Origin of the sequence: Lachnospira multipara LB2003, from assembly GCF_000702205.1 — a bacterium.
In the GTDB taxonomy this organism is placed as follows: domain Bacteria; phylum Bacillota; class Clostridia; order Lachnospirales; family Lachnospiraceae; genus Lachnospira; species Lachnospira multipara_A.
This window is the reverse complement of sequence record NZ_JNKW01000013.1, coordinates 24,101-46,257: the sequence shown is the minus strand read 5'-3', so window position 1 is coordinate 46,257 and position 22,157 is coordinate 24,101. Positions and strand designations below refer to the sequence as shown.

The following is a 22,157-nucleotide window of genomic DNA, read 5'->3' as shown; positions in this document are numbered from 1 at the left end:
TGTTCTAATAAAATTTTATTTTGTCTTTTAAAAAACTTAAGTTTTCTATTTTTCCAAACCTAATAACTTTATTGCATTATTTCTAAAAATGTTTTGTGCATAAATTTCTCCATACTTTTTGGAAACATAATCTCTTGCTTCTGATAGTATTGGTTTTCTTGATGTTAGATTATGCGCATCAGATGCTACAAAATCAACAAATTCTTCACTTAATAGTTTCTTTACGCACTTTTTAACCTGTGGTCCGTTCACTCCCATTATAGAGTCTGCATTGATTTGAATATATGCACCCATTTCTCTTAGATCAGCAATTAACAATGGATCCTTTACTATGCACACGTATCTTTCTACATGGGCTACAATTGGCTGAAATCCTGACATAAAGCAGTCAGAAATTCCTCTTCTAATTGTATCTATATCTGTCATTGCAGAAAATTCTATAATCATGTTCTTAGTTCCACACATTCTTATAGCCTTTAAATCTTTTTCTCGGAAATCATTTTTTACATCATTCATGGTTCCCCATTCATAATCTGTCATATCCACATCTGAATCTTCTACTTTATCTATATCTTCAAATACATTGGATAGATAATACACTTCTCTACCTAAATATAAGCTTAATCCAGGAATTTCCTGTGCTACGCTTTCTTTTAATTTTTCATAATTTCTTAGAATCAGCTTATATGGTGCTTTTCCTCTTCTTGGAGAATAATGTGGTGTAAGCACTACCTTTTGAGTACCACTTTCAAACGCCATCTTTAACATTTGTAAGGACATTTCTAGTGTCTTTGCCCCATCATCTACTCCAAAAAGCATATGATTATGTATATCTACCATTGTCCAATTATATGTCCTTTTTCTTCTAAACAAGTTACAAACCTCCAGTATAATAGTATTCCGCCCTTCAATACTTATGAATAATATCATACATTTTCTTTAATAACAATTTTATTTTGCTTAAAGCTAGACTATAGTCTACAATTTGTTATGTAGTTATTCCTTAGGTAACTATAATATTTTTAAGGGGTGTAGTTATGAATTACAAAATTAGTGATTTAGCAAAATTAATGGATGTTTCAACTAATACAGTAAGACGCTATGAATCATTTGGATATTTCAAATCCAAACGAAATGAGCAAAATAGTTATAGAATATATGATGAAGAGTGCATCTTTAATGCAATAAATGCTCGTCTATTAAGAAGTTATGGCTTCTCACATGACGAACTTGCCACTATGAAAAATTTTTCCATGGAAGATAACATTCAGGCCTATGAACACAAGATGAAGGAACTTGAAAAACTAATCAGCAATCTTCAAAATACTCATCATCGTCTAAAGGATGATATTATCCTTATGCATAAATCTATTGATGCCTTAGATAAGCCTTACTTTAAGACTAATGTTGATATGTTCTACAGTTTTTATGCAGAAGGGGATGTGTTGGTTAGCGACCCTAATCACCAGAAGGTTCTTAACACCTTCGTATACGAATATCCAGAAATTCAGCGTATATACCTTATGAAAAAAAAGGACATTGATTCCAAAAAATACACACTGAATGCTGGCTGGTCTGTTAAGGGTTATATAGCTGAAAAGTTTAACGTTACGGAAAACGAATATGTTAAATACTATCCTAGTATGGAATCCATAATGTGTATTGAAAAAATCGAAGTTAAGACCTTTAAGGAAAACAACTACCAAAAAATATATAGTGAACTATCTCCTAACATTAAAGAATTTATGAAAAAAAATAACTGTATTCTTGCAGGGGATGTTCTAGCAGTTTCCGTTTCTAAGGCATATGAGGGGAATAGAGAAATGCTCTACCTTCTACTAAGCGTTCCCATATGTCATGTATAATAATATGTAGAAATTTTATAATAAAAGCCGCAACTAATGTTTTTTACTTAGTTGCGGTATTTCTTTTTGTAAAAAATTTCTTGCATTATCAATAATCATATAGTATTATTGTCTTACAGACGTAGTTTTAAAAACTACATGTCTAAGTTATTAAAAACCACGACAAGAGTTTCCTATTATGGATTTATATAAACTTTTACAGAGGAGGTAATTATATGGATTATTTAAGACCTATTTCTAATAGTCAGATTAAACTAGACAATAGCATTTTTAAGAATTCCTTTAGGCTTCGTGATACTTACGGCGGCAATTCTATTTACAGACCTCGATATAACAATCACATTATTAGACTTATTTCTTTTGATAAGTTAAGAGAACGTGGCAATTTCCGTCTTAAGGATCCTGGCAGTGCTATCACTCATTTAATCGGTATGATTTTAGCAATTATCTTTATGCCAGCTATGGTTTATAAAGCTTCAACTGCTGATAGTTTTCTTAATGTATTTAGTGTTACTGTTTTTATGCTTAGCATGATTGCTCTTTATGCAGCAAGTACTACTTATCATTCATATGATATTTCTCCTTCTGCTAACAAGCTTTTAAAGAAACTTGACCACAGTATGATTTCAGTTCTTATTGCTGGAAGCTACACTCCTATTTGTCTTGTTGCACTTCATAATACTATTGGTTATGTAATGCTTGGCATTGTTTGGGGACTCGCATTTATAGCTATTGCATTTAAGCTTTTATGGGTTACTTGCCCTAAATGGATTTCTTCATGCATCTATCTTATTATGGGATGGACTTGTGTTATGGCTTTTCCTCAGATTCTTGCAGCAGTTCCTTTTAGCGGTTTTATGTGGTTATTAGTTGGCGGCATTATGTATTCTGTTGGTGCTATTATTTATGCACTTAAGCCTGTTAAATTTGATGCTGCTCATCCTAATTTTGGCAGCCACGAGATTTTCCATCTCTTTGTTATGGCTGGAAGCTTATGCCACTATATTATGATTTTTAATTTTGTTGCTAATATGTGATTTATTTACTCTATATAATTAAGAATGCACCAGAACTGTTAGTTATTATCTAACAATTCTGGTGCATTTTTTATAAAATTTTTTATGAAATTTCTTATTTTACGTATATTCTAAATCCTGCTATGCTTTCCACATACTTTGCTCCAAGGGATTCTATATCTGCTATATTATTAGTATCTCCTTCTGTAACTATTAGATACATGTCCTTACTTGTTGTAGCAGCTGCTTCATAATTACTTTTAGTCCCCCAGCCTCGTACTGAATATATATTATCTCCGTCAGCAATCTCTACATTTTTAACACTTAGTCTCATAACTCTTGATATTTCGCATATTTCTCCATCTCCTACAAAATACCAATAATCAACGTCCTTTTTATCCACTATATTTTCTACATCAACTAAGCTCCCTTTTAATGCTTTACCCTTATCATAATATTCAAAGCCTTCATAATACTTTATCATTCCTGCATTTGCCATTACCATTAGGACTATTATTAATATCCATGTGAAATTATAGAGTAATTTTCTTTTGTTATGTTTCATATTTCCTAGATATTCATCAAGTCCTGCTGCTAATATAATAAAAAATGCCACTGCACTAAATAATAAATATCTAAATTCAAAGGTATCTGATCCATATGTAATATTTGTAAGTAACAGAATTCCTGTATTTACAAGTATTATAAACTCACATGCTCCTAACACATGAGTTCTTAAGGACACATTATTTCCTATATATACCTTTCTTAATGGCGAATTTGTTCTTAAATATCTAACAACAACTCCTGCGAAAACTATTATTAATGCCCAATGTACAAGACTATATATTCCTTCCATACTAAACACACTTAAGTCTCGTCCATAAAGTGCTCCAAATAATTGTAGCCATCCTATTAAAAATCCACCAAGATTTTTGCCAAAATCATATACTGAGCATAACTGCATTCCATTGGTAAAATTAAACTGTCCATACCATTTTGTTGTTATATAACCTAGTGCAAATAAACAAAAAGCTACTCCATATACTATAAGTCTCTTAGATATGATTTTTTGGATATTTCCATTACATACAACATAATAAATTTCATAAAAAAGTATTGGTAACACACCACATATCATTACATATAATCCACAAGAAAATGCTGTAAAATACATCATTATCCCCAATATGCAAGATATTATTATATATTCTCCAAGATATCTTTCTTTATATAACTTTATAAAGATAAATATAAACATAAATGGTATTAATACCTTTATTGAATAATAAGATGCATTAGTAAATAACATCGGCATATATCCTAGTGGTTCTAATGAATATGGTGTAAATAGAATTATTAATGTTATTAACCTTACTGTCTTACTTACATTTATTTCCTTTAAAATTCCATATATCACATAAAAATACAGGGCTATTATTACACAATTAGATAAGCCATAGGATATGAATATATTTCCTGTTACCCCGTATATCATACTTGCAAGTAACAATCCCGAATCTAGGCCTAATGTTGACTGATATGCCCAATCTTTTAAAAATATGGTTCGTTGTTTCCAAATTTGCATTGCCTGTGCCATTGCTGCAGATGAATCAAATCCAGCAACATACGGCAATCTTGTTAAATTAAACACTGCAATTACTAGTAACTGTAGCACTAAAAGTATAAATAAAAAAATCTCTAGTTTCTTACACTTCTTTTTCATAATGTGAACCCCTTCTTTATTTGCTAACGTTACTATTGTATCATAATTGCATAAATTTTTAAAATATACATTCAATAATTTAAAACCCCTCCTTACTATTACTAGCAAAGAGGGGCTTTCTTTAAAATCACTTATTTTATTATAGCTCTACATGAACTTTCTTTAACTTCCAGATGTCTTGTACATATTCTTCAATTGTTCTATCTGATGAGAACTTTCCTGATTTAGCTGTGTTAAGCATTACTGTCTTAGCCCAACCCTTCTTATCCTTATATCTTCTATCAATTTCTTCCTGTGCCTTAGCATATGACTTGAAATCTTTAAGAATAAAGTATGTATCTGCTCTTCTACCATCCTTGAAATTTAATAATGAATTATAGATATCTCTAAATTCTTCTGGATCATTTTCTGAATATTTTCCATTTATTAGTTCCATTAGAACTTCCCTAACATCCTGATCATTATTAAATATTTCCATTGGATCATAACCGCCTTCATTCTCATACTTAATTACTTCATCTGAACTAAGTCCAAAAATTACTGCGTTCTCTTCTCCAACTTCCTGTACAATTTCAACATTAGCTCCATCCATTGTTCCAAGAGTAATAGCACCATTAAGCATAAACTTCATATTACCTGTTCCTGATGCTTCCTTAGATGCTGTTGAAATCTGCTCAGATACATCTGCTGCTGCAAATATTATCTCACCATTTGATACTCTATAGTTCTCAATAAATACTACCTTTATCTTACCTCTAATTGACTCATCATTATTAATAACATCAGCAACGTTATTAATTAATTTAATTGTCTGCTTAGCTATTCTATAGCCCGCTGCTGCCTTAGCACCAAAGATAAATGTTCTTGGTGTCATATCAAATGTTGGGTCAGTTTTTAGTTTGTTATAAAGGTACATTACATGTAAAATATTAAGCAACTGTCTCTTATATTCATGTAATCTCTTTACCTGTACATCAAAAATAGAATTTGGATCTACTTCTATGCCATTATTTTCCTTAATATATTTAGCTAGTCTCACCTTATTCTTATATTTGATATTCATAAATTCTTGCTGTGCCTTTAAATCATCTACATATAATGACAATTTATCAATCTGCTTTAAATCTGTTATCCAACCATCACCAATCTTATCTGTTATCCATTCTGCAAGAAGTGGATTTCCGTGAAGTAAGAATCTTCTCTGTGTGATACCATTTGTCTTATTATTGAATTTTTCTGGCATCATCTCATAGAAGTCTTTTAATTCTTGCTTCTTTAGAATTTCTGTATGAAGTTTTGCAACACCATTTACTGAATATCCTGCACATATTGCTAAATGTGCCATCTTAACCTGACCATCATAAATAATAGCCATTTTTCTAATTTTTTCCTGGTCTCCTGGATACTTAGCCTTTATTTCTTCTATAAATCTTCTATTTATTTCTTCTACTATCTGATAAATTCTAGGTAACAATCTAGAGAATAATTCTATTGGCCATTTTTCTAGCGCTTCTGACATAATTGTATGATTTGTATATGCAACTGTCTTAGATGTAATATCCCATGCCTGATCCCAATCTAATCCATTCTCATCCATAAGAATTCTCATAAGTTCTGCTACTGTAACTGTTGGATGTGTATCATTTAACTGGAATGTTACCTTCTCATATAACTTAGAAACATCGCCGTTATGCATACTCTTATATCTATCAACTGCTCTTTGAACTGAAGCTGATACAAAGAAATACTGCTGCTTTAATCTAAGTTCCTTACCTGCATAATGATTATCATTTGGATATAACACTTCTACTAAGTTCTTAGCAAGATTTTCCTCTTCAATAGCCTTTTGATAATCTCCCTTATCAAATGAATTTAGATTGAATTTTACTACAGGTTCAGCATCCCATATTCTAAGTGAATTAACTGTATTATTACCGTATCCTAGTATTGGCAAATCATATGGAACAGCTATTACTGAACGATAGTCCTGCTGAATAAAATTCTCACGTCCTGTCTTTTCATCCTTTTCTATTCTTACGTAGCCACCAAATTTTACTTCATAACGATATTCTGGTCTTTTTATTTCAAATGGATATCCATCTCTTAACCAATCATCTGGTGTCTCTATCTGATATCCATCTTTAATTTCCTGTTTAAACATACCATATCTATATCTTATTCCACATCCGTATGATGGATATTCAAGGGTAGCTAAGGAATCAAGGAAACATGCTGCAAGTCTACCAAGGCCACCGTTTCCTAAAGCTGGATCTGGTTCCTGATCTTCTATTTCATTTATATCTAATCCCAATTCCTCAAGTGCTTTCTTTATTTCATCGTACTGCATTAGATTAATCATATTATTACCTAATGCTCTACCCATTAAAAATTCCATAGACATGTAATAAACAATCTTTGGATCTTCTTTATCATACTGCTTATGTGTAGCAATCCAACGATCCATAATAAGATCTTTCACTGCATATGCTACACACTGAAATCTCTGCTGTTTGGTGGCTTCATCTAGATTTTTTCTATAAAGCAACTTACTGTTACCAATTACAGCTTTCTTGAATTCTTCCTTATCAAACTTAAGCTTACGTTGTAACATAACTCCTCCATTCCAACTAGCGTATATCCCATCCCCTCTTGTTAATTCCTAAGCTATTTTTAGCTTTATCATCCCTGGGACAACACTTCATTTCCGTAAAATCCTAAAAGTATTATACTAAATCATAGCTATTATTGCAAATTTTTCTATATTTTAGAAATATTTCTAACAGTTCCTTGAACACTTGTTCTTTTTTGTGCTATATTTAATTATAAGTAGGAGGTTTATTATGAAAAATTGTTTTATAGCCATTGATTTAAAATCATTCTACGCTTCAGTTGAATGTGTAGAACGTGGACTTGATCCACTTACAACTAATCTTGTTGTTGCTGATCAATCAAGAACTCATAAAACTATATGTTTAGCTGTTACTCCTTCTCTTAAAGCCTTTAGTATTCCCGGAAGAGCTAGACTATTTGAGGTTATTTCTAAGGTTGATGAAATCAATAATGCCAAAAGAGCACTTCTTCCTAATAAGGAATTCACATCTAAATCATATTCATCTAATCAATGCTTAAAAAATGACGTTGAGGTTGACTTTATATGTGCAATTCCAAGGATGCAATTATACATGGACTATTCAACTAAAATATATGAAATCTATCTTAAATATATAGCTCCTGAAGATATACATGTTTATTCTGTAGATGAAGTATTCATTGATGCGACACATTATCTTAATACTTATAAGATGTCTCCTAAAGAATTAGCTCTTCATATGATTAAAGATATTCTTAACGAAACAGGCATAACTGCCACTGCCGGTATAGGAACTAATCTTTATCTTTGTAAAGTTGCAATGGATATTGTTGCTAAACATATGCCCGCTAATGAAGATGGTGTAAGAATTGCAGAATTAGACGAATACAGTTATCGCAAATATCTTTGGAATCATAGACCACTTACAGATTTTTGGAGAGTTGGTCAAGGCTATGCCAAGAAGCTTGAAGCTCATGGTCTTATGACAATGGGAGACATAGCGCGATGTTCTATTGGTAATAAAAACGAATATTATAATGAAGATTTACTATATGAATTTTTTGGTATTAATGCTGAACTACTAATTGATCATGCATGGGGATGGGAACCTGTTTCAATTGCTGATATCAAATCCTATAGGCCCACTACTAACAGTCTTAGCCAAGGTCAAGTTCTTCATTGTCCCTATGAATTTGATAAAGCGCGTATTATTGTTGCCGAAATGACAGATGCCCTTGTACTAGATTTAGTAGATAAAAAGCTTATGACAGATCAAATCGTATTAACCATAGGTTATGACATAGATAATATTAAGGACCCTACTAGACTACAAAACTATAAAGGTAGCATTAAAATGGACAGATATGGAAGATATATACCTGAGCACGCACATGGCACCACTAATCTTTCGGAATATTCATCTTCTAGTAAATACATTTTATCTTGCGTAGATAAACTTTATGAAAAAATAGTAAATCCTACATTATTAATAAGAAGAATCACCATATGTGCTAACCACGTTATAGCTGAAGATAAGGTTTCTTCTAATTCGCCATTGCTTGGACAAATGGATTTATTTACAGACTATGACGAACTAGAAAAGCAAAACAAAGCTAAAAACGAAGCTCTAGCAAAAGAAAAATCTATTCAACACGCTATGCTTGATATAAAGAAAAAATTTGGAAAGAACGCTATTGTTAAAGGAACAAGTTTACAAGAAGGTGCTACTGCAATGGATAGAAATAGACAGATTGGAGGTCACAAAGCATGACATTTAATGAAACCAACAAATACGATGATATTATTAACCTACCTCACCCATCATCACAAAGCCATCCACATATGTCGATGCAAGCAAGAGCTGCTCAATTTTCACCCTTTGCTGCCCTAACAGGTTACAACGAGCAAGTTAATGAATCTGCTAGATTAACAGATTCTTTTAAAGAATTAAATTCTGAAGATTTGTATAAATTGGACATGACTATAAATCACCTTCTTGGATTAAACGACTTTTCCATTGTACCTGTAACCATTACAAGATTTGTCTTTGACGATAAAAAAGAGGGAGGTAAATACCTCCCTATAAATGGCTTTATAAAAAGAATCGACACTATTCATCGACTTATTATTATGAAATCAGGTGATACTATTGATTTTGATACAATACGTAATATAAGCATAGACGATTAATTTATCTATTTACTATGTGTTCATCAACATCAAGTAAGAACACATAGTAAATCATTCCATAAGTCGGATCATTAACTAAATGTCCAAAATCATCAACCAGTCTTTCCGTTCCATCTTTGCATTTTATCTTATATCTTATGTAATCAAGATTTTTATTATTATCCTTAGTCGCAAATTGCTGCTCATTAATTGTTTTTAGCACTCTTTCATACTCATCCGGATGAACTATTCCCTTAAAAGAATTTCCAACAAAGTTTCTAAAATCATTCATATCATCACATTTAAAGAGATCAACCATAGAATCATTCGCATACAGAATTTTTTCATCCCCCACGGCCTCATATACAAAGAATCCACCAGGTAAACTTTTTGAAAACTCCTCTAAGCCAAACATCAATTGATTCTGATGAGCATTAACGAATCCATTTCTATATATTGTATATCTAGATCTACCACGATATTTTGCATCATATAATGCAATATCTACCTTATCAAGCAGCTCTTCAAAATTCTTTCCATGTTCTGGATACATTGCTACACCAGCTGAAAAAGTAAATGGTATCATTTTTCCATTTATCATTCGTGCCGGCTTTTGTTCATCAATAAAACTATCTAATTTTTTCTTAACTTCTTCTATTGATGTATTTATGTAAAATACAACAAATTCATCACTATCCATTCTAGCTACAATACCCTTATCTAAAAAGAAGCGACTTATTTCATCAGCACTTTCTGTAATGATCTTATCACTAACTCTATGACCAAATGTATCCTTTACCTTCTTAAACTTGTCACATTCAAAAATAATAAAAGCACATTTTTCATCTGGATGCTCAGCAATATAATCATTAATCTCTTCTTCTCCACCCCTTCTATTTAGAAGACCTGTTATTGCATCTTCCTCTGCAAGAAGATAAAATTCATCCTTTTCATCATATCCCATAGTGTGCCTCCTAATTAAATTTACGATCTCAAATATATATTTATTGTATCATATTAATACGTTAACTATCAACTTTTGTGCCACACTCTATTTTTTATCTAGTACTTTAGTAACAGTTTTATAAATTTTCTATAAAACATAGGGTATTGTATTGCACTTTTGGAATATAAATGATAGAATAAGAAACTGTTGAGAGAAAGTTAGTTTTCATAGGAGGTTGTAAAAAATGAATGGTAAAGAACTTACATTAAGAGTTGAAAGAATTTCAAGCGGATTAAGCTATTGTGCTTACTTAGATAACAAAAAGGTACTTAGCGCATCTAGCATGGAAGAACTTATCAAGAAAATGAATAATGAATGTTCAGACATATACAGTTCATATAGCCTTTTCTAATATATTGCTTTGTACAAGTATTATACTTGTCATCCATACAAAACATAAAACCCAAACTAATAAAAGCCAAGGATTTAATTCAATCCCTGGCTTTTATTATTGCTTTATAAAATTGTAAGTAAATATGCAATAATAGGCAAAGTTACAATACTAATCAATGTTGTCATTACTACTGCACCAGATGCATATTCTTCGTTATGTCCATAATTTACACTAAATGCTGATGTTATAGCAGCTGTCGGACATGAAATAAGAATAATACATACATTAGCAACTATTCCTGTTATTCCCGTAATTTTAACAATCACGAAACAAATAGTAGGTATTATTAACATTCTAAAAAGAATAGTAAAATAAATGTCCTTATTTTTAAGGATTCTAATTATATCACTATCTGCAATTAACATACCTGTTATTATCATAGAAAGTGGAGTATTCATATCCCCAACCTGACCTAGTGGCTGAGTAATAACAATTGGTAATTTTATCTGTGTTAAATAGAAGAATAAACCTATTATTACTGCATATAATACAGGTGTTTTTAATATGCTCATAGCAATTGCCTTGCCACTTACTTCTCTACTCATTATACCAATGCCAACAGTCCATAAATACAAATTAAACATTGTCACAAAAACGCTGGCATATAAAAGTCCTTCTGCTCCAAACATTGCAGTAATAAGTGGGAATCCCATGTAAGCACAATTAGAAAATCCTATAGCAAATTGCATTACTCTTCTATCCTTAGATGGATACTTAAATGTAATCAAAAAGGCAATTATTACACTTAATGTAAGTACGATTGCACTAAGAATTATTGTCTTTAACAAATTAGGTAAAATCTCAGGATTAAGATCCTGCATATATGAATCAACCACCATACAAGGTACAATAATATATAGTAGAAGATTTGAAAACCACTGCTTACCCTCCGGTTTAATAATATTTAATTTACGACAGATTATACCTATAAAAATCAATATAAAAAGTATAAACACTTGCTGAAATGTTATTAACGCTAAATCCATTATTTTTCCCTTTCTTTACAAAAAACACCACTAGATTTTAGCACACTAAAGCCCTTTACAGCAATAGAAAAACAGCAGGATTTATTAATTTTATTATACCAAAAATATAAAATTAATTTGACATAAGTGCTAATTTATGGTATTTTATTGATATCGATTCAGTATGTAACTTTAAGTAGGCATTAACTGTACAATAACACCGGAGGTGTATTGTCTGTTAATGTTTTTTTATGCTTATTTCTCGTATTTGTGTAACCCCCAAAAACATTACAACAGCATATACCTCACAAGATCAAATACAAAATGTATTTGTTAAATTTAAGGAGGTTTACATGAAAGGTAAAATTTTTGGTGTTTTACAGAGAATCGGTCGAAGCTTTATGCTTCCAATCGCGGTTCTACCAGTAGCAGGTCTATTACTTGGACTTGGTAGCTCATTTACAAATGAAACTACAATTGCAACTTATCACTTAGAGGCTCTTCTTGGACAAGGTACTGTCCTTAACGGATTACTTACTGTTATGAACGAAGTAGCCAATACAATATTCGCCAATCTGCCATTAATATTCGCAATTGGTGTTGCAATCGGTATGGCAAAAAAAGAAAAAGAAGTTGCTGCTCTTGCTGCAACAATTGCTTACTTCGTAATGAACTCAGCAATTTCTGCTATGATTACACTTACTAACTATGAAACTAAAGCTCTTGAAGGTACTATTACACAGGCTTGTGGTATTACTACTCTTCAGATGGGTGTTTTTGGTGGTATTATCGTAGGTTTAGGTGTAGCTGCACTTCACAACAAATTCCACAAGATTGAACTTCCAAATGCAATTTCATTCTTTGCTGGTTCTAGATTTGTTCCAATCATTTCAACATTAGTTTATACAGTTGTTGGTATTGTAATGTTCTTTGTTTGGCCTTATGTACAGAATGGTATCTACGCATTAGGCGGACTTGTAACAGGTACAGGTTATGTTGGAACATTAATATTTGGTTTAATTAAGCGTGCATTAATTCCATTTGGTCTTCATCACGTATTCTATATGCCTTTCTGGCAGACAGCTGTTGGTGGTACAGCAACTGTTGCTGGTGAGTTATACCAGGGCGGACAGAATATCTTCTTTGCTCAGCTTGCTCACTCAGCAGATATCGCACACTTTAGTGCAGATGCAACAAGATACTTCTCAGGTGAGTTTATCTTTATGATCTTTGGTCTTCCAGGTGCTGCTCTTGCTATGTATAGAACAGCTAGACCAGAGAAGAAGAAAGCTGTTGGTGGTCTTTTACTTTCAGCTGCTCTTGCTTCTATGTTTACAGGAATTACAGAACCTATCGAGTTCTCATTCCTTTTCGTAGCTCCAGTACTTTTCGGTGTTCAGGTAATCTTAGCTGGTTCAGCTTACATGATTGCACATATGCTTAACATCGCAGTTGGACTTACATTCTCAGGTGGATTTATTGACCTCTTCCTCTTTGGTATCCTTCAGGGTAATGCAAAGACAAGCTGGTTATTAATCATTCCTGTTGGTATTATTTACTTCTTACTCTACTATATTATCTTTAGCTTCCTTATTAAGAAGTTAAACTTAAAGACTCCAGGTAGAGAAGATGATTCAGAAGAAACAAAGCTTTATACAAAGGCTGATTATAAGGCAAAGCAGGCTGGCGAAGCTGGTGAGGCTAATGCTTTATCTGCGGCTGATGAATTAAGCGATCAGATTATGAAAGGTCTTGGCGGTAAGAAGAACATCTCCGATGTTGACTGCTGCGCTACAAGACTTCGTTGTACAGTTAATAAGCCAGAACTTGTAAACAAGGCTTTACTTAAGAGTACAGGTGCTTCAGGTGTTGTTACTAACGGTCAGGGTGTTCAGATTATTTATGGACCACGAGTTACTGTTATTAAATCGAATTTAGAAGATTATCTAGAAAAAGTTCCTAATGAGGAGTATATTAGTAGTAACCCTGTAGAGACAGACAATAATACAACTAAAGAATCAAACGATTCTAAGAAAGCTATTAAGACAGTTACAATCTATAGCCCAATGAATGGTGAAGCAGATGATTTAGGTAATGCTCCTGATGAAGCTTTTGCTGGTAGAATGATGGGTGATGGCGCTGTTGTTACACCTAAGGAAGGATATGTATACGCTCCTGCTGATGGTGAGATTGGATTTGTATTCGATACAAAGCATGCTATCGGTTTTGTAACTGAAGATGACATTAACTTACTTATCCATGTAGGTATTGATACTGTTAAACTTGGCGGTAACGGCTTTGAAGTGTTAGTTAAAGATGGTCAGAAAGTTAAGAAGGGTGAGCCTCTTATGAAGCTTGATCTTGATTATCTTAAGAACAACGCTCCATCTATTGCATCACCAGTTATCGTTTCAGATATGGATGAGGATACAATGCAGGTTCGTCTTCTTAAAACAGGTGCAATTAAATCAGGAGAACCTTTATTTGAAGTAGAAATCTTCGAATAAAAAATAAAGATATGTACAAGGTAAAAAAAGTATTAAATCATAATACGGTAATTGCCGTAAACACAGATAAATTAAAAGAATATTTGATACTTGGTAAAGGAGTTGGTTTCGGTAAGAAACCAACTCAAGAAATTACCATTAGTTCGGACGATAGAATTTTCTCTTTAGAGGAAACAACGGAACGTGGCAATATAAAGGAATTTATTAAGAACGTATCACCAATATATATTGAACTTGCTGATGCTGTTCTTTGTATTGCAGATGAGAAATTTGATAATGTTGATCATAACATTATTTTCCCAATGGCAGATCACCTTGAATTTGCCGTTAAACGTATTGAAAGTGGTGAAGAAATCTCTAATCCATTAATCGATGATATAAAGATTTTATTTCATTCGGAATATAAGATTGCAGAGACTATTAGACCTCTTTTACAAGAACAATTTAATATCAATATTAGCGATGATGAAATCGGTTATGTAGCACTTCATGTGCACTCTGCCATTTCAAATGACAGAATTTCTCAATCAATGGAAATTGCTAGAGCCGTTCGCGAATGTGTCACTATGATAGAAAATGTTACTAAGACAACCATTCGTGTTGATTCTCTTTCATACAACCGTCTAATGAATCACATTAGATATATGGTAGCAAGAGTCCAACACAATGAGCCTCTTAAACTAAATATGAATGACTACATTCTAAATACTTTCCCTCAATCCTTCGGTATAGCTGCTACGGTTTGCGAAGAATTAGGAAAAAGCCTTGGTACTAAATTAGATGATATCGAAATAGGTTATCTTGCAATGCACATTGAAAGAGTAAAGACTGATATCGAACAAGATAGCTAATTACATTTTAAAAAAAAGAAATCGGGAAATGAAATATTCATTTCCCGATTTTATTTATGTCTATAATTTAGTCAATGTTCTATAGACAACTTTTTTATCTTTTATTTTTTATCTTCTTTCAACACCAAGAGTTACTTTCTCACCGTTAATATCCCAGTCCTTAGTTGATCCTGCAAGACTATCTGTCTTAATCTCTTCAACTAAGCAAACTGACTTAACCTGTTCTGCATTCTTAGTTACAAGACTTGCTACCTTATCATTACCTGAAATGTAAAGTGTAATCTTATCCATAACTTCAAATCCAGCATCCTTACGCATTGTCTGAACCTTAGAAATTACTTCACGTACAAAACCTTCTTCTAATAATTCTTCTGTAAGGTTAGTATCAAGTACTACTGTTACACCCTTATCTGAGTTAGCAACATAACCTTCCATCTGAGTCATTTCAATAAGCAGATCTTCCTTAGAAAGTTCTATTTCCTGATCTGCAACTGTAAGCTTTAATACTCCTGTTTCGTTAAGCTCATCCATAGCCTTATTTCCATCAAGTTCTGTAAGAGCTGTTCTAATATTATTAAGAATCTTACCGTACTTTGGTCCAAGTGTCTTAAGCTGTGGCTTGAAGGAATAACTTGTAAAGTCTCTTACATCATCCTTATATTCTACAGTCTTAACATTTAATTCATCAGCAATAATAGCTGTATAGAAATCATCTAACTTCCAATCTGCCTTAATAAACATCTTACCAATTGGCTGACGATTCTTAATATTAGTTGTGTTACGGCAAGCACGTCCAATAACTACTGCATCAAGAACATCTTCCATTGTTTCTTCAAGCTTCTTGTCAACAAATTCAGCATTAGCAACTGGGAAGTCGCAAAGATGAATTGACTCTGGAGCTGTCTTATCAATGCGTCTTACAAGGTTCTGATAGATATTCTCTGTCATAAATGGAACCATAGGAGCTGAAATCTTAGCAAGAGTTACAAGTGTTGTATAAAGAGTCATATAAGCATTAATCTTATCCTGCTCCATACCCTTAGCCCAGAATCTCTCACGGCTACGTCTTACATACCAGTTAGATAATTCATCTACGAAGTCTTCTAGAGCTCTAGCTGTTTCTGTAATCTTATAGTTAGCTAAGTTATCATCAACTAATGTTACAAGTGAGTTAAGCTTTGATAATACCCACTTATCCATTACTGAAAGCTTATCATATTCAAGTGTGTACTTTGTAGCATCGAAATCATCGATATTAGCATAAAGTACGAAGAATGCATATGTATTCCAGAATGTACCCATGAACTTTCTCTGGCCTTCTGAAACCCATTCATCCTTAAATCTATTAGGAATCCATGGTGCTGAATTCTCATAGAAATACCATCTAATAGCATCAGCGCCGTGCTTCTGTAATGCATCAAAAGGATCAACTGCGTTACCCTTTGACTTACTCATCTTCTGTCCATCAGCATCCTGAACGTGACCAAGTACAATTACGTTCTCGTATGGTGCCTTATTAAAGAGAAGTGTTGAAATAGCAAGAAGTGAATAGAACCAACCTCTTGTCTGATCTACAGCTTCTGAAATGAACTTAGCTGGGAACTGCTTCTCAAATAAGTCCTTATTCTCAAATGGATAGTGATGCTGTGCAAATGGCATTGAACCTGAGTCAAACCAGCAGTCAATAACTTCTGGAACTCTATGCATTTCTTTACCAGTCTTAGGTGACTTAATAACAACCTTATCAATGTATGGTCTATGAAGTTCTACCTTAGCATCTTCTGGGTTACCAGAAAGCTTAGCAAGTTCTTCTCTGCTGCCGATACAGATTCTTTCTGTACCATCTTCTGTTTCCCATACTGGAAGTGGTGTACCCCAATATCTGTTACGAGAAATACCCCAATCCTGTACATTTTCAAGCCAAGCACCAAATCTACCTGAACCAATTGTCTCAGGAATCCAGTTAATTGTCTTGTTGTTAGCAATTAAGTTAGCCTTTACTTCTGGGTCTGACATTTTAACAAACCAGCTCTCTCTAGCATAGTAGATAAGTGGTGTATCACATCTCCAGCAGTGTGGATACTCATGCTCAAACTTAGGTGCATCAAACAACTTACCTTCAGCATCTAAGTCCTTAAGTACTAATGGATCAGCCTTCTTAACAAATGTACCAGCATATGGAGTTTCCTTAGTTAATTCACCCTTACCATCAACGAACTGTACGAATGGAAGGTCATACTTACGACCAACCTTAGCATCGTCTTCACCAAATGCAGGTGCGATATGTACAATACCTGTACCATCTGACATAGTTACATATGAATCACATGTTACAAAGAAGCCCTTCTTATTCTGCTTAGCAGCTAATTCACCAGCACAAGCAAATAATGGCTCATATTCTTTATGTTCAAGATCGCTACCCTTATATTCTTCAAGAATTTCATAGTCAAAGCCTTCACCTGAACCCTTAGCTACAAAATTACCCTTTTCGTTCTTATCAAGAGCTTCGCCCTTTACTGTCTTTCCTTCCTTAACTGATAATCCAGAAAGTACTGAATCAAGTAAAGCCTTAGCCATATAATAAACCTTATCTTCAGCTGTCTTAACCTTAACATAAACTTCATCTGGGTTAACACATAAAGCTACGTTACTTGGAAGTGTCCAAGGTGTTGTTGTCCAAGCAAGGAAATATGCATCTTCACCAACACACTTAAATCTTACAACTGCAGAACGTTCCTTAACTGTCTTATATCCTTGAGCAACCTCGTGAGATGAAAGAGGTGTACCACATCTAGGACAGTAAGGTACAATCTTAAAGCCCTTATAAAGTAAACCTTTTTCCCAAATAGTCTTAAGAGCCCACCATTCAGACTCAATAAAGTCATCGTTATATGTTACATAAGGATTATCCATATCAGCCCAGAAACCTACAGTTGATGAGAAATCTTCCCACATTCCCTTATATTTCCAAACTGAATCCTTACAATGCTTAATAAATGGTTCAAGACCGTATTCCTCGATCTGCTCTTTACCATCAAGACCAAGCATCTTCTCTACTTCAAGTTCTACAGGAAGGCCGTGTGTATCCCAACCAGCTTTTCTTGGAACCTGATAACCCTTCATTGTTCTATATCTTGGAATCATATCCTTAATAACTCTTGTAAGCACATGTCCAATATGTGGCTTACCATTAGCTGTAGGAGGTCCATCATAGAATGTGTATGTTTCTCCTTCCTTACGACTATCAATACTCTTTTGGAAAATGTCATTATCCTTCCAGAATTTCTCTACTTCTTTTTCTCGTGCGACGAAATTCATGTCTGATGATACTTTCTCGTAAACCATTGTTTTTCTTCCTTTCTTTGTCTTATTACAACAAAAGCCCCACTGCCGTAAACGGCAATGGGGCGAAAATTCACTCATTATTAACCAATTACGACATACCAGCATATGCGTCCCTAGATTTCTCCTAACGGTGGGATTACCGTCCTTACTTACTCTAAACTTATAGCTTATTTCTGCTTGGCTGCTCGGAAGTGATGTTCAATTAAGTTCTACTGGTACCGGCTCACACCAACCCGGCTCGCTCTTAGCTTCAAACAAAATCTACTGTCTTCGTCTACGCATTTTAATTAATTGTAGTTAATCTATAGAAAAAAGTCAAGGGATGCTTTTTTCTAAAAATCAAGACTCGCTCGCGAGTCTTATTCTATATTTTCTTTAATCTTACTATCTAACTCAAAGGATGATTTTTCTGGTAAAATCTTAGAAAAGGCATCATAGATTTTTTGTCTATGCACTATAAAATCTTCCTCTGACTCCTCTGATGAATCGTTTAATAAGAATATTTTTTCTTTTTTATTTACAACTATATCCACCAGGTCATCAATATTCCAGTTAACGTCTGTATAAAAGCCAATGTCCCCTACATTAATAGGATTAAAATCTCCCTTAGCAAATCTCCAATAGCGCATTAGCCAATGACTAAAATCATAAGCAGTTCTAAATTTATTGTGGCACATTTTATCAAGGACATCTCCTTCTTCTTTCCAGACTTCCTCAAAAGTTGATTTTTTATGTGCCAGGGCTACATGTTGATTTTCAAAACTTGAATATCTCTTAGTTAGTCTATTAACAGCATTAGATATATTTTCTTTTATTGGATATTTCGGATTTATCCACTTAGTAAATGGTTTATGTCCATAGAAATGCTTATTTACTAAGCTCATGTTATTAAAGACTGTATAATAAATCTGATGTCCATAAACATAATTTACCATTGTTCTAGAAAAAAGACTGTCGCAAACTAAATCGTTTTTAAAAAACATCTCTTCTTTTAATTCATCTATTACATACATGTCATCGTTAAATAGGATGAAATTCTCTGAGAGTTCCTTAATTCTATGTAAATTTAACTCTATTACGTTAGAGTTATATGTTGGTAAATACTCCTTAGGTATAAAGTCCTTGTGATTTACAATTTTTAGTCTTGGATTTTTAGTATCTAAAAACTTAGGCAAATGTCCCCAAGTAATAAAGAAGACATTATTAATCCATGGCATATTTTTTTCAATCCCTCTAAAGAAGAACTCTAATAAATCATAATCTCTAAAGCATGAAGAAGGATTTCCCTGTTCGTCTGCCTTAGCTATTTTATATTGCTTTCTTTCTTCCTGCCATTTTGGATCATTACCGTCAACCCATAATACTACTGCATCTATTTTCTTGTTTTTCATATTAATCATTTTCCCTTTTATGTCATATTTTTACATAATAAACGAAGTGGCACTTTGTGCCACCTCGTTCAAGTTTACGACAAAACTAATTTAATTGCAAATATTGTATATTTTATTTTAGATTTTATTGGGTTACCTTTTGCCTTTAGCATATGTCCATATTTTTCAAAATATTTGCTCTTATAAAATTTCTTAGCACCCTTATCTAAATCTGACCAAACTTCATGTATATTGAAAAGGTAAACTTTCTCCGCTAGCGCTTGTAATTCATCCATCTTATTAGCTTTATAATAGGCAATATGCTTCTCTAGCCAGAACATTCTTTGTTCCTGTTCTTCTATACTAAAATTTCTCTTAGAAGTCATTATGCTTCCTGGTCTATCTCTATACATATAAAGAGCTTTACTAGTCCAGGCTATTTTCTTGGCTTCAAACATATATTCACGCATTATATATGCATCTTCTGCTATTTTTACATCCGTAAATGGATGCTTTTTTATAATGTCTTTTTTGTACAATTTATTCCATACAACACAAAAGACGCCCATGTCATTATAAAGCCTCTTCATTATTCCCTCAGAATCAGTTACAAAGTTGTAATCAGTAGATTCTTTAGGATAAACAAAGTTAGTTGTTCCTGGTATATTTCTATAAAAACGACAACCAGCAATATCTGAGTCTGTTTCTTTTAGTAGCTTATATAGTTCTTCAATAAATGTCTCTTTTATACAATCATCGCTATCAATAAAAGCTAAATATTCTCCTGTTGCTAGTTCTACTCCTGCATTTCTTGCCTTACCTATTCCGCCATTTTCTTTATGAATTACTTTTATTCTAGCATCTTTCTTACTAAAATCGTCACATATTTTAGAACTATTATCAGTTGAACCATCGTCAACTAGTATTATCTCTAAATTCCTATAGCTTTGATTTATAATACTTTCTACACATTCTTCTAGATAGCTTTCAACATTATAAACTGGCACTATTACTGATATAGTTTCTTTTTCCATTTTTTACCTCTTACTATAAACACATTCTTAATATCTTACTTACATCTTCTTTAGTTAATGGCACAAAAGCATTAGATAAATCATTATATTTAATAGTATCCTCTGCCATTAAATCAATCTTAGACTCATCAATTCCAATTTCTGTAAGTGTCATTGGAATTCCACAAGCCTCAAAGAACATCTCTGTTCTATTAATTGCTTCGTTGGCAATAATGCTTAACTCTCCCTTTGATAAAGTCTCAATATCATCTACTTCGCCTCTAATGTTCCATACATTATGACCGTACTGAGCAAACTTAAGGACAGTGTCTTTATTTAAAATATATCTCATCCATCTTGGTGTTATAATTGCTAATCCAACACCATGAGTAATATCGTAATATGCACTTAATTCATGCTCTATTGGATGACATGTCCAAGCTCCACTTGTTCCACAAGACATCAAACTATTTAGAGCTGTTGTGCTTGCCCACATTAAGTTAGCTCTTGCCTCATAATTATCAGGTTCTCTAAGGGCTACTGGGCAATACTTTATACATGTCTTTAATATTGATTCACAAAACGACTGTGTAAGATATGCTCCTGTGTCCTTTCTAAAATACTGCTCAAAAGTATGTGACATTATATCTGCTGTTCCTGCTGCTGTCTGAATTGCTGGAAGAGAGAATAGATAAGTAGGATCACAAATTGCTGCTCTTGGTATAAATTCCTTAGAACTTGTTCCTAATTTCTCATTTGTTTCCATATTAGATATAACTGCATTTTTATTACATTCTGATCCTGTTGCTGATATAGTTAGAATTGCAATTACAGGTAAAACCTTACCTATCTTCTTGCTATCTAGCACCATATCCCATGGATCTCCTTCATAAAATGCACCTGCTGCAATCATCTTAGAAGAATCAATTACTGATCCTCCACCGATTGCAACAACCACATCTATATTATTCTCCTTGCAAAGCTTTGCACCTTCTCTAATCTTATCAATCTTCGGATTTGGCTCAATTCCATTAAGTTCAATTACCTTACAAGCCTCTAAGCCCTTTATGGCATCATCGTAAATTCCATTTTTCTTAATACTTCCGCCACCATAAACTAGTAAGACATTAGGATGCTCATTACTATTTATAGTGCCTAATAAACCAAGGGAATCCTTATTATATTTAGCTACCAATTCAGGTAAAGACTTTATCTGACCTTTACCAAATCTTACATCTGTACGAACAACATAATTAAAATCTAGCATGCAAAACCTCCTTAGAAGAAAACAATTAATCAGCTAATTTATATCAATATATTTTATCATCCTTAGTACATTG

General features: G+C 33.1%; 16 protein-coding genes. 7 read left to right on the top strand and 9 right to left on the bottom strand.

All coding sequences use genetic code 11. From position 1 onward, the window contains the following. Positions 1-45: 45 nt before the first annotated feature. Positions 46-873, bottom strand: a complete 828-nt coding sequence (locus T537_RS0108605; RefSeq protein WP_031557258.1) for a CpsB/CapC family capsule biosynthesis tyrosine phosphatase — start codon at positions 871-873, stop codon at positions 46-48. A gap of 164 nt (positions 874-1,037) precedes the next feature. On the opposite strand from T537_RS0108605, the gene T537_RS0108600 reads away from it, so the two are divergent. Together T537_RS0108600 and trhA are read left to right on the top strand one after the other, a co-directional pair. Beyond that, positions 1,038-1,865 (top strand): helix-turn-helix domain-containing protein, encoded by an 828-nt coding sequence (locus T537_RS0108600; RefSeq protein WP_031557255.1) that lies wholly within the window; start codon positions 1,038-1,040, stop codon positions 1,863-1,865. Positions 1,866-2,080: 215 nt separating this feature from the next. Continuing rightward, a complete protein-coding gene (gene trhA, locus T537_RS0108595; protein WP_081823275.1) occupies positions 2,081-2,902 on the top strand; it encodes a PAQR family membrane homeostasis protein TrhA in 822 nt (273 codons plus the stop codon). A gap of 94 nt (positions 2,903-2,996) precedes the next feature. Here trhA and T537_RS0108590 read toward each other — a convergent pair whose 3' ends face one another. Together T537_RS0108590 and T537_RS0108585 are read right to left on the bottom strand one after the other, a co-directional pair. Then, positions 2,997-4,607 carry a hypothetical protein gene (locus tag T537_RS0108590; RefSeq protein WP_031557252.1) on the bottom strand — a complete coding sequence of 537 codons (1,611 nt, stop codon included), beginning with the start codon at positions 4,605-4,607 and terminating at the stop codon, positions 2,997-2,999. A gap of 139 nt (positions 4,608-4,746) precedes the next feature. Next, positions 4,747-7,218, bottom strand: coding sequence for a glycogen/starch/alpha-glucan phosphorylase (locus T537_RS0108585; RefSeq protein ID WP_031557250.1), 2,472 nt, complete (start codon positions 7,216-7,218; stop codon positions 4,747-4,749). A gap of 229 nt (positions 7,219-7,447) precedes the next feature. Between T537_RS0108585 and T537_RS0108580 the strand changes: the two genes are divergently transcribed. Further along, positions 7,448-8,968: a Y-family DNA polymerase gene (locus tag T537_RS0108580; RefSeq protein WP_031557248.1), complete on the top strand. Its 1,521-nt coding sequence runs from the start codon at positions 7,448-7,450 to the stop codon at positions 8,966-8,968. Continuing rightward, entirely contained in the window at positions 8,965-9,387 is a 423-nt protein-coding gene (locus tag T537_RS0108575) for a hypothetical protein (RefSeq protein ID WP_027437258.1), read from the top strand. The genes T537_RS0108580 and T537_RS0108575 overlap by 4 nt, the downstream gene beginning before the upstream one ends. Before the next feature lies 1 nt (position 9,388). On the opposite strand, the gene T537_RS0108570 is transcribed toward T537_RS0108575, so the two are convergent. Continuing rightward, positions 9,389-10,330 (bottom strand): diguanylate cyclase domain-containing protein, encoded by a 942-nt coding sequence (locus tag T537_RS0108570; RefSeq protein WP_031557246.1) that lies wholly within the window; start codon positions 10,328-10,330, stop codon positions 9,389-9,391. 226 nt (positions 10,331-10,556) lie between these two features. Here T537_RS0108570 and T537_RS12870 point away from each other — a divergent pair, with 226 nt between their 5' ends. Next, positions 10,557-10,724: a hypothetical protein gene (locus T537_RS12870; RefSeq protein ID WP_155895249.1), complete on the top strand. Its 168-nt coding sequence runs from the start codon at positions 10,557-10,559 to the stop codon at positions 10,722-10,724. Between the two features lie 104 nt (positions 10,725-10,828). On the opposite strand, the gene T537_RS0108560 is transcribed toward T537_RS12870, so the two are convergent. After that, positions 10,829-11,752 (bottom strand): AEC family transporter, encoded by a 924-nt coding sequence (locus tag T537_RS0108560; protein WP_031557244.1) that lies wholly within the window; start codon positions 11,750-11,752, stop codon positions 10,829-10,831. A 332-nt stretch (positions 11,753-12,084) separates the two neighbouring features. On the opposite strand from T537_RS0108560, the gene T537_RS0108555 reads away from it, so the two are divergent. Together T537_RS0108555 and T537_RS0108550 are read left to right on the top strand one after the other, a co-directional pair. Then, positions 12,085-14,238 (top strand): PTS sugar transporter subunit IIABC, encoded by a 2,154-nt coding sequence (locus tag T537_RS0108555; protein WP_031557243.1) that lies wholly within the window; start codon positions 12,085-12,087, stop codon positions 14,236-14,238. Between the two features lie 11 nt (positions 14,239-14,249). After that, positions 14,250-15,089, top strand: coding sequence for a PRD domain-containing protein (locus tag T537_RS0108550; RefSeq protein WP_031557241.1), 840 nt, complete (start codon positions 14,250-14,252; stop codon positions 15,087-15,089). Between the two features lie 108 nt (positions 15,090-15,197). On the opposite strand, the gene ileS is transcribed toward T537_RS0108550, so the two are convergent. From ileS to T537_RS0108530, 4 genes are all read right to left on the bottom strand, one after another. Beyond that, positions 15,198-18,434, bottom strand: coding sequence for an isoleucine--tRNA ligase (gene ileS / locus T537_RS0108545; RefSeq protein WP_031557239.1), 3,237 nt, complete (start codon positions 18,432-18,434; stop codon positions 15,198-15,200). 359 nt (positions 18,435-18,793) lie between these two features. After that, positions 18,794-19,825: a stealth family protein gene (locus T537_RS0108540; RefSeq protein ID WP_197018736.1), complete on the bottom strand. Its 1,032-nt coding sequence runs from the start codon at positions 19,823-19,825 to the stop codon at positions 18,794-18,796. Between the two features lie 74 nt (positions 19,826-19,899). Further along, complete coding sequence (locus tag T537_RS0108535) at positions 19,900-20,838, bottom strand: glycosyltransferase family 2 protein (protein ID WP_051637198.1); 939 nt, start codon at positions 20,836-20,838, stop codon at positions 19,900-19,902. A gap of 13 nt (positions 20,839-20,851) precedes the next feature. After that, positions 20,852-22,084, bottom strand: a complete 1,233-nt coding sequence (locus T537_RS0108530; RefSeq protein ID WP_031557232.1) for an iron-containing alcohol dehydrogenase — start codon at positions 22,082-22,084, stop codon at positions 20,852-20,854. Between the last annotated feature and the right edge of the window lie 73 nt (positions 22,085-22,157).